The sequence below is a fragment of the Nonomuraea sp. NPDC003727 genome (assembly GCF_053586935.1).
Genome location: NZ_JBSFNE010000011.1, coordinates 421,454 through 428,360, shown reverse-complemented (window position 1 = coordinate 428,360; position 6,907 = coordinate 421,454). Strand labels below are relative to the sequence as shown.

General features: G+C 70.3%; 4 protein-coding genes. 2 read left to right on the top strand and 2 right to left on the bottom strand.

The genetic code is table 11. The features are described from left to right. Positions 1-1,644 precede the first annotated feature (1,644 nt). Positions 1,645-3,147 carry a hypothetical protein gene (locus ACWDLG_RS29065; RefSeq protein ID WP_449925797.1) on the bottom strand — a complete coding sequence of 501 codons (1,503 nt, stop codon included), beginning with the start codon at positions 3,145-3,147 and terminating at the stop codon, positions 1,645-1,647. A gap of 105 nt (positions 3,148-3,252) precedes the next feature. Here ACWDLG_RS29065 and ACWDLG_RS29060 point away from each other — a divergent pair, with 105 nt between their 5' ends. After that, positions 3,253-4,551: a hypothetical protein gene (locus ACWDLG_RS29060; protein WP_449925794.1), complete on the top strand. Its 1,299-nt coding sequence runs from the start codon at positions 3,253-3,255 to the stop codon at positions 4,549-4,551. A gap of 148 nt (positions 4,552-4,699) precedes the next feature. Here the strand turns inward: ACWDLG_RS29060 and ACWDLG_RS29055 are convergent, their stop codons facing one another. Then, the gene (locus tag ACWDLG_RS29055) at positions 4,700-5,626 is read right to left on the bottom strand and encodes an MBL fold metallo-hydrolase (RefSeq protein WP_449925792.1); all 927 of its coding nucleotides are present in this window, start codon (positions 5,624-5,626) and stop codon (positions 4,700-4,702) included. Between the two features lie 134 nt (positions 5,627-5,760). Between ACWDLG_RS29055 and ACWDLG_RS29050 the strand changes: the two genes are divergently transcribed. After that, on the top strand, positions 5,761-6,189 hold the full coding sequence (locus ACWDLG_RS29050; protein ID WP_449925789.1) for a single-stranded DNA-binding protein: 429 nt from the start codon (positions 5,761-5,763) through the stop codon (positions 6,187-6,189). The last annotated feature ends 718 nt before the right edge of the window (positions 6,190-6,907 follow it).

The window sequence follows — 6,907 nt, the reverse complement described above, 5'->3', positions numbered from 1 at the left end:
TAAGCTTCTCTGCGCCGATGGTACTGCACTCGAAGGGGTGTGGGAGAGTAGGTCGCCGCCGCGCAATCTTTACAGTAAGGGCCATCCCGGTTGGGATGGCCCTTTCTGCTTTTCCGGCGGTGTTGTGGCCGGGGCTTGCTGGGTGTGCTCGGTCTTCGACATGGTGCCGATGCCCCGTTGGCGGTGGCAGGGTGCCGGGGCCCGGTTGACAGGACGGGCCTCCGGCGACGGTAATGAGCGACGGCCCGCACCACTGCTGGACAGACGCCTTGTTCCCAACCGCTGGAACTAACGTCGTTTCCTACCGGCTTCCCGCGCGCACCACGGTCGGGAGGTTTCACGTCAGCTTCACGTCGTCGAGGGCATACATTCAGGCCCTTGGCCGGAGGATGACGCCCCGGTCCAGGTGCTGCCTGCCGTACTTCTGATGAGGGCGGCGTGTCACCGCCGGGACTCGCGGGACCTCGGCCAGCTCGGGTACTCGGGATTGTTGCGCAACAAGCCGCTGAGCCTCGCCACCGGCCGGCGGTGGTCGGACGAGCAGGCCCGTCAGCCCACCTCGATCCAGGTCGCTCGCATACAGTCGCTCGGATACAGAAGACGCGGGCGAAGGTCTGCTCGGTTAGGCAGTTGCTCGCGCCGCTGTGGGCCCCTTCGACCTGGCTCGCGGCCCGCTCGTCCGCTTCACACTGACACGAACGTCAGCCACTCCCCCAGGTCTGGGCGGTAGTCGCTCTGCCACCCCGGTCTCGGCGGCCTGGCCTGTGGGCGCGGCGAGGCGGATCTCGTTGAGGTCCGCGCCGGCGCCGGTAGGTGTGAACGGTCAGGATGATCTGCTGCTGGGCGGTCATGGCATTGCAGGCTGACGGCCAGTAGAAATTGCTGGTGGATGGCCGTGGTGGGGGTGGGGGATGGCCACAGGATCGAGGTCGATCGACAGCCTCGGTGCTGCCGGACCCGGTGGCGCAGTGGGTGTTCCGGCTGACTCCGGCGGCCGGGTTGGCGATGCCGCAAAGCATCCCGGCATACCCATACATAGACGGAAATTGCATGCCGGCCGCGCGGGTTTCCACCCCTTGCCACCCTGGGCCGGGCTGGCGGTGCTCTGCGCCTACGCCGCACCTGCCCTGAGCGTGGCCGTCAAGCAGAGGGGCACTTGATCTCTTTCCGACCTATGATCATGCGCATATGAGCGATATCGCCCCACCCCCGATCGCTCGCGTAGATGTCGTGCGCGACACCCACCACGGCATCACACTCGAAGACGCAACGACGCCCTTTCCAGCGAGGGCCTCGGCCAGACGGCGGGATGTCCGCTTACAGTAGGGCAGAGGCGGGCCGCCCAGCGGCTGAGCGTCTCACCCGGCCGCAGGCGAGAGAGCCGGCGGTGCCCCTGCTGGATGCGGCAGCTCGTGCCCGGCAGGTCGAGATTGGCGTTGTTGATCGGGCTCTGGATGTGGTGACGGGATTCTGCGGTTGCGCGGAATCGGATCGACCTTGGCGGCGAGAGTTCCGGCACAGCGTGATCGCCTTTTCCGACGGTGCTTGAGGTCCGGGGACACCTGGGCTCTTGCTAGGCTGGGGAGGCCTGGCCACCCTCAACCTCGGGTGGCCTTCGTCGCGTAAGACCCGAGTGGGCGGCGATCAGCCACGGTGGACCGTCTCGGTGGAGCACGCGTCCGCTGAGTGAGCCAACGAAATGGACCAGAAGTGAACAGAGACAACGGATCGGACGACGAGGGCCGCGAGCGAGGCCGACAGAGCGAGGACGCGCCTCGCTACGGGGAGAGGCGTTCGTACGGCGAGCGCGGACAGTCGCGCGGAGAGCGTCCGTTCAGGTCCGGTGAGCGGTCGCGCGGCGGATACCAGGGGCGTGACGACCGGGACGAGCGGCCGAGGTCGTCGCGTCCGTTCCAGAACAGGGATGAGCGGGGCTATGCCTCCCGTGACGACAGGCCCCAGGGCTTCAGGGATCGTGGTGACCGGCCGCAGGGTGGCGGGTTCCGGGATCGGGGTGACCGGCCGCAGGGTGGCGGCTTCCGCGATCGTGGCGACCGGCCGCAGGGCGGTGGCTTCCGGAGTCGGGACGATCGTCCGCAGGGTGGCGGTTTCCGGAGTCGGGATGACCGTCCGCAGGGTGGCGGTTTCCGGGGTCGGGATGACCGTGGGTTCCGTGACAGAGATGATCGCGGTCCGCGTCGTGACTTCGAGCGGCGTGAGGACCGGGGTGGGTACCGCGACCGTGGTGACCGTCCGCAGGGTGGCGGGTTCCGTGACCGCGGTGACCGTCCCCAGGGTGGCGGGTTCCGGGATCGCGGTGACCGTCCCCAGGGCGGTGGGTTCCGGGATCGGGGTGACCGTCCCCAGGGCGGTGGGTTCCGGGATCGGGGTGACCGTCCGCAGGGTGGGTTCCGCGATCGTGGTGACCGGCCGCAGGGCGGTGGTTTCAGGGATCGTGGCGATCGCCCGCAGGGTGGCGGGTTCCAGGGTCGGGATGATCGTGGTCCGCGTCGTGACTTCGAGCGGCGTGAGGACCGGGGTGGGTACCGTGACCGCGGTGACCGTCCCCAGGGCGGTGGCTTCCGTGACCGCGACGAGCGCGGCTTCCGCGACCGTGGTGACCGTCCCCAGGGTGGCGGGTTCCGGGATCGCGGTGATCGCCCGCAGGGTGGCGGCTTCCGGGATCGGGATGACCGTGGGTTCCGTGACAGGGATGATCGCGGTCCGCGTCGTGACTTCGAGCGGCGTGAGGACCGGGGTGGGTACCGCGACCGCGGTGACCGTCCCCAGGGCGGCGGGTTCCGGGATCGCGGTGACCGTCCCCAGGGCGGCGGGTTCCGGGATCGCGGTGACCGGCCGCAGGGTGGCGGGTTCCGGGATCGCGGTGACCGGCCGCAGGGTGGCGGGTTCCGGGATCGGGGTGATCGCCCGCAGGGCGGCGGGTTCAGGGACCGTGGTGACCGTCCCCAAGGTGGCGGCTTCCGGGATCGCGACGAGCGCGGCTTCCGCGACCGTGGTGACCGTCCCCAGGGCGATGGTTTCCAGGGTCGGGATGACCGTGGGTTCCGTGACAGGGACGACAGGCCTCGCGGCGGCGGGTTCCGCAGGAGCGAGGACAGGCCGTTCTCCCGCGACGACCGCGGTCACGCCGACCGCGCCGGCGGCCCCGTCAGGGCGCGGTACGGCAGGCCGGACGGCGACGCGGAGGCCCCTCGCCGGGAGCCGCTTCCCGACGTTCCGCCGGACATCACCATGGACGAGCTCGACAAGGACGTCCGTGACGAGCTGCGCTCCCTCCCGCTCGACCTGGCCGAGCTGGTCGGGCGCCACCTGGTCGCCGCCGAGCGCGCGCTGGTCGAGGACGACCCCGACAGGGCGCACGAGCACACCAAGGTCGCCAGGAGGTTCGCCGCGCGTATCGGCGTCGTCCGCGAGGCCGCGGGCATCGTCGCCTACCGCGCGGGCAACTACTCCGAGGCGCTGTCGGACCTGCGTGCCGCCCGCCGGATGACCGGTTCCGACGCCTATCTGCCGATCATGGCGGACTGCGAGCGTGGGATGGGCCGTCCTGAGCGTGCGCTTGACCTCGTCCGATCGCGCGAGGCCGAGCGCCTCGACCGGGCTGGACACATCGAGCTGGCCATCGTCGAGTCCGGCGCTCGCCGTGACCTCGGCCAGCACGACGCTGCCGTCATCACGCTGCAGCGGCTGCCCGAGCTCCGCGACCCGAACCCGCGTCCGTGGTCGGCACGTCTGGCCTTCGCCTACGCCGACGCGCTGGCCGACGCGGGGCACCAGGAGGCGGCCACCGATTGGTTCGGGCGGGCCGTGGCCTTCGACGAGGACGGTGAGACGGACGCCGCCGAGCGGTACGCCGAGCTGACCGGTGCCGTGATCGAGGACATCGAGGAGGACTTCGAGGACCTCGACGAGCAGGCGGACGAGCAGACCGCCCGCGCTGGTACGGCGGGTGCCGCGGTCGTGGACGGGGGCGACCTCGAGGACGAGTTCGACGACGCTGACGACGAGCTGGAGGAGGCTCGCGGCGAGGCGGTGCTCGACGACGACGAGGACCTCGCCGAGGAGGCCGCGGAGGCGGGCCAGCCGTCCTACGTCCTCGACGACGCCGAGGGTGACCCGGAGGTCGCGTCTTCCGCCGTCGTCCTCGACTTCGAGGACGACTTGGACGCCGAGGACGAGGACGAGGACGACGAGGAGGACTCGTCCGACGTGGCGCAGTCCGGCGAGGCGGAGTCCGGCGAGGCGGAGTCCGACGAGGCCGCGTCCGGCGAGGACGAGGAGTCGGCGGACGACCTCGACGCGGCGCGCGACCTGGCCGCGGACGACCGCCTGGCCGCAGCGGACGACGAGGGCGTTCAGGGCGAGCGTGACTCCCGGGAAGCGCCGGCCGGCGAGACCGAGGAGGACATCGACGCCGAGCTGGCCTCCTCCTCGACCGGCACCACCAAGCCTGGTATCGGCCCGGCGTTCATCGAGCCCGACTTCGGCGACATTCTCGACGACCGCCAGGAGCCCGACGACAAGAAGTAAGCGCCGCCGTGCCGTACCGGAGAGCTCTTGCCGGTACGGCACGCCATGGTGTGGCTCGCGCTCAGGCCCCGCGTCACCATCGCGGGGCCGTTCGCATGTCAGGAGCCGCGCGGCTCACGCCGGCACGGCTCGGGCGTGCTCGCGCCGGTCAGGGGGAGACCTTGTCGAGCCAGTGCAGGATGCCGGCGACGTTGGACGGCGCGCCACTGAGCAGTTCGAACTGCTCGGCCGTCTCGTCGTCCCCCTTCAGCGCCGTGTAGCGCTCGCGCGTGCGGTCGCGGACCATCGCGATGGCATGGTCGAGGTCCATGCCCTGCTGGTGGGCCTGTTTGGTGAGGTCGACCCAGACCCGAAGCTCCTCGGCGGACCGCTCGAGGGTCTCCTGGACGGCGTCGACCGGGCCGTAGTGGCTGAACAGCAGCCGCTGCGGGCCCAGCGACTGGAACAGCGCGATCGAGTCGAGCGCCGTCTGGAGGTCGAAGTCCGGCGGCGGAGTGGCGGGGCGCAGGTCGCCGGTCTGCGGCAGGTAGACGCCGGCCGCGTCGCCGACGTACAGGTCGCCGGTACCGGAGTCGATCAGCCCCACGTGGTGCTTGGCGTGGCCGGGAGAGTAGTGGCTGGCGAGCGTACGGCCGTTGCCGAGGTCGATGGCGCCGGTGTCGCCGAGGGCGACGATGCGTTCGGCGGCGGTGGGCGACAGTTCGCCGAACAGCGTGTCGAGCTGGTCACCCCACACCATCCTGGCGCTCTTCATGAGCCTGGACGGGTCGGCCAGATGGCGCGCCCCCTTCTCGTGCACGACGATCTGCGCCTGGGGGAAGAACTCCGCCATGTCGCCCACTCCGCCCGCGTGGTCGAGGTGGATGTGCGTGACCACGACGGTGGCCAGGTCGTTCGGCCCGACGCCGAGCGACGCGAGGGCGTCTCGCACCACCGGAGCCGAGGTCGACGTGCCTGTCTCCACCAGGCACGGCCGGTCGCCGAGGATGAGATAGCCAGCCGTGATCCCGGCATAGCCCGCCATCCGCGTGTCGATCTCATAGACGTCGCCGCCGAGGGCGGTGATGTTGTCCACAGGCACACTCCCGAGCCGAACCGCTGTCCCCAGAACGGCATTCTGTCCGCTCCGGCCTTCCCCACATCGTAAAGAGTGGTCCCCCGACAGGCGCAGGCCCCGCATGGCCGGGCCCGAGTGAGGAGGAGGACCCCGTGGACCGCAACGAGGTGACGCTGGTGGGGCGGCTGTCCGCCGCGCCGGAAGAGCGGCCGATGCCCAGCGGCGACACCCTGACCAAGTGGCGGGTCATCGTCCGCCGCCGCCCTCGGGGACGGCGGGGCGGCCTCGTCGACACGATCCAGTGCGTGACCTTCGATCCGGAGGTGGCGAGCCTGGTGGCGGGGATGGCGCCACGGGCGGAAATGGAGGTGCGGGGAGCGCTCCGCTGCCGGATCTACGGGCCGCAGGCCGGCAAGAACTGGCGGTACGAGGTGGAGGCGCACTCGGTGGTCCCGATGTCCGCCGAGCCCGTTGCCGGTTCGGAGGAGTCGCGGGCGATGGAGGTCCCTGAGGTGCTGCTGCCGTCCGATCGCGCGGGCGCGGAACCGCGTCCGGTGGCATACCTCGCCGCCGCCGGGTGAGTCGTCGCGGGCGAAGGGGGCCCTCGCTGTGCGTCGGCCCGCCGTGTGGGTCTTCTCGCCGATGAGCAGGCACGTGCCAGTCCGGATGTCGGCTTCCTCAGTCGCGGAGAGACGGTGGCTTGGGCGGCTTGACGGTGCGGGCGTGAGTGTCGTGAGGCTCTCGGTCTCGGGGGAGTAAGCGCTGGACGATCGGCAGGGCGGGTCGTGAGGCGCGAACGGGGTCGGGTGCTCTGGCGGCACGAAAAGCGGTGAACCAGGAGGCCGTGCACACCCTTCCTGGATGCGATGAACCAGGATCGCGCTCATCGCCGCATCTGGCAGGGAAGAGACGAAGTCCGGTCCCGTCCAGGCCAGAGTCGGCATGGACGCGCAGATGCGCCAGGAACGCCCAAAGGGTGGACGAGGTGTTCGGTGTTCAGCGGTCTCTCTGCAGTCGGCACAAGCCAGGCCTTTTGGAAGCAGTGCGCGGCCGTCGGTACGTCGGCGGGGCAGGGGCACGTCAGAGAGAGGCGGCTTCGGGACATGTCCGTCCAGCCTCGAGTGACGAGCTCGAGCGAGGCCGCGCTACACGTTTCCGTGTAGCGGGCGGACTACTGTGCGTTTCGCCGTAGCGGGAGAGAAGCTCGCTCGCGTCCGTGTAGCGGGCGAAACGTTATGAGCGTCTGTGTAGGAGAGCAGACGCCATGAGTGCTCACTGTGTAACAGGGCGGAACGCTAA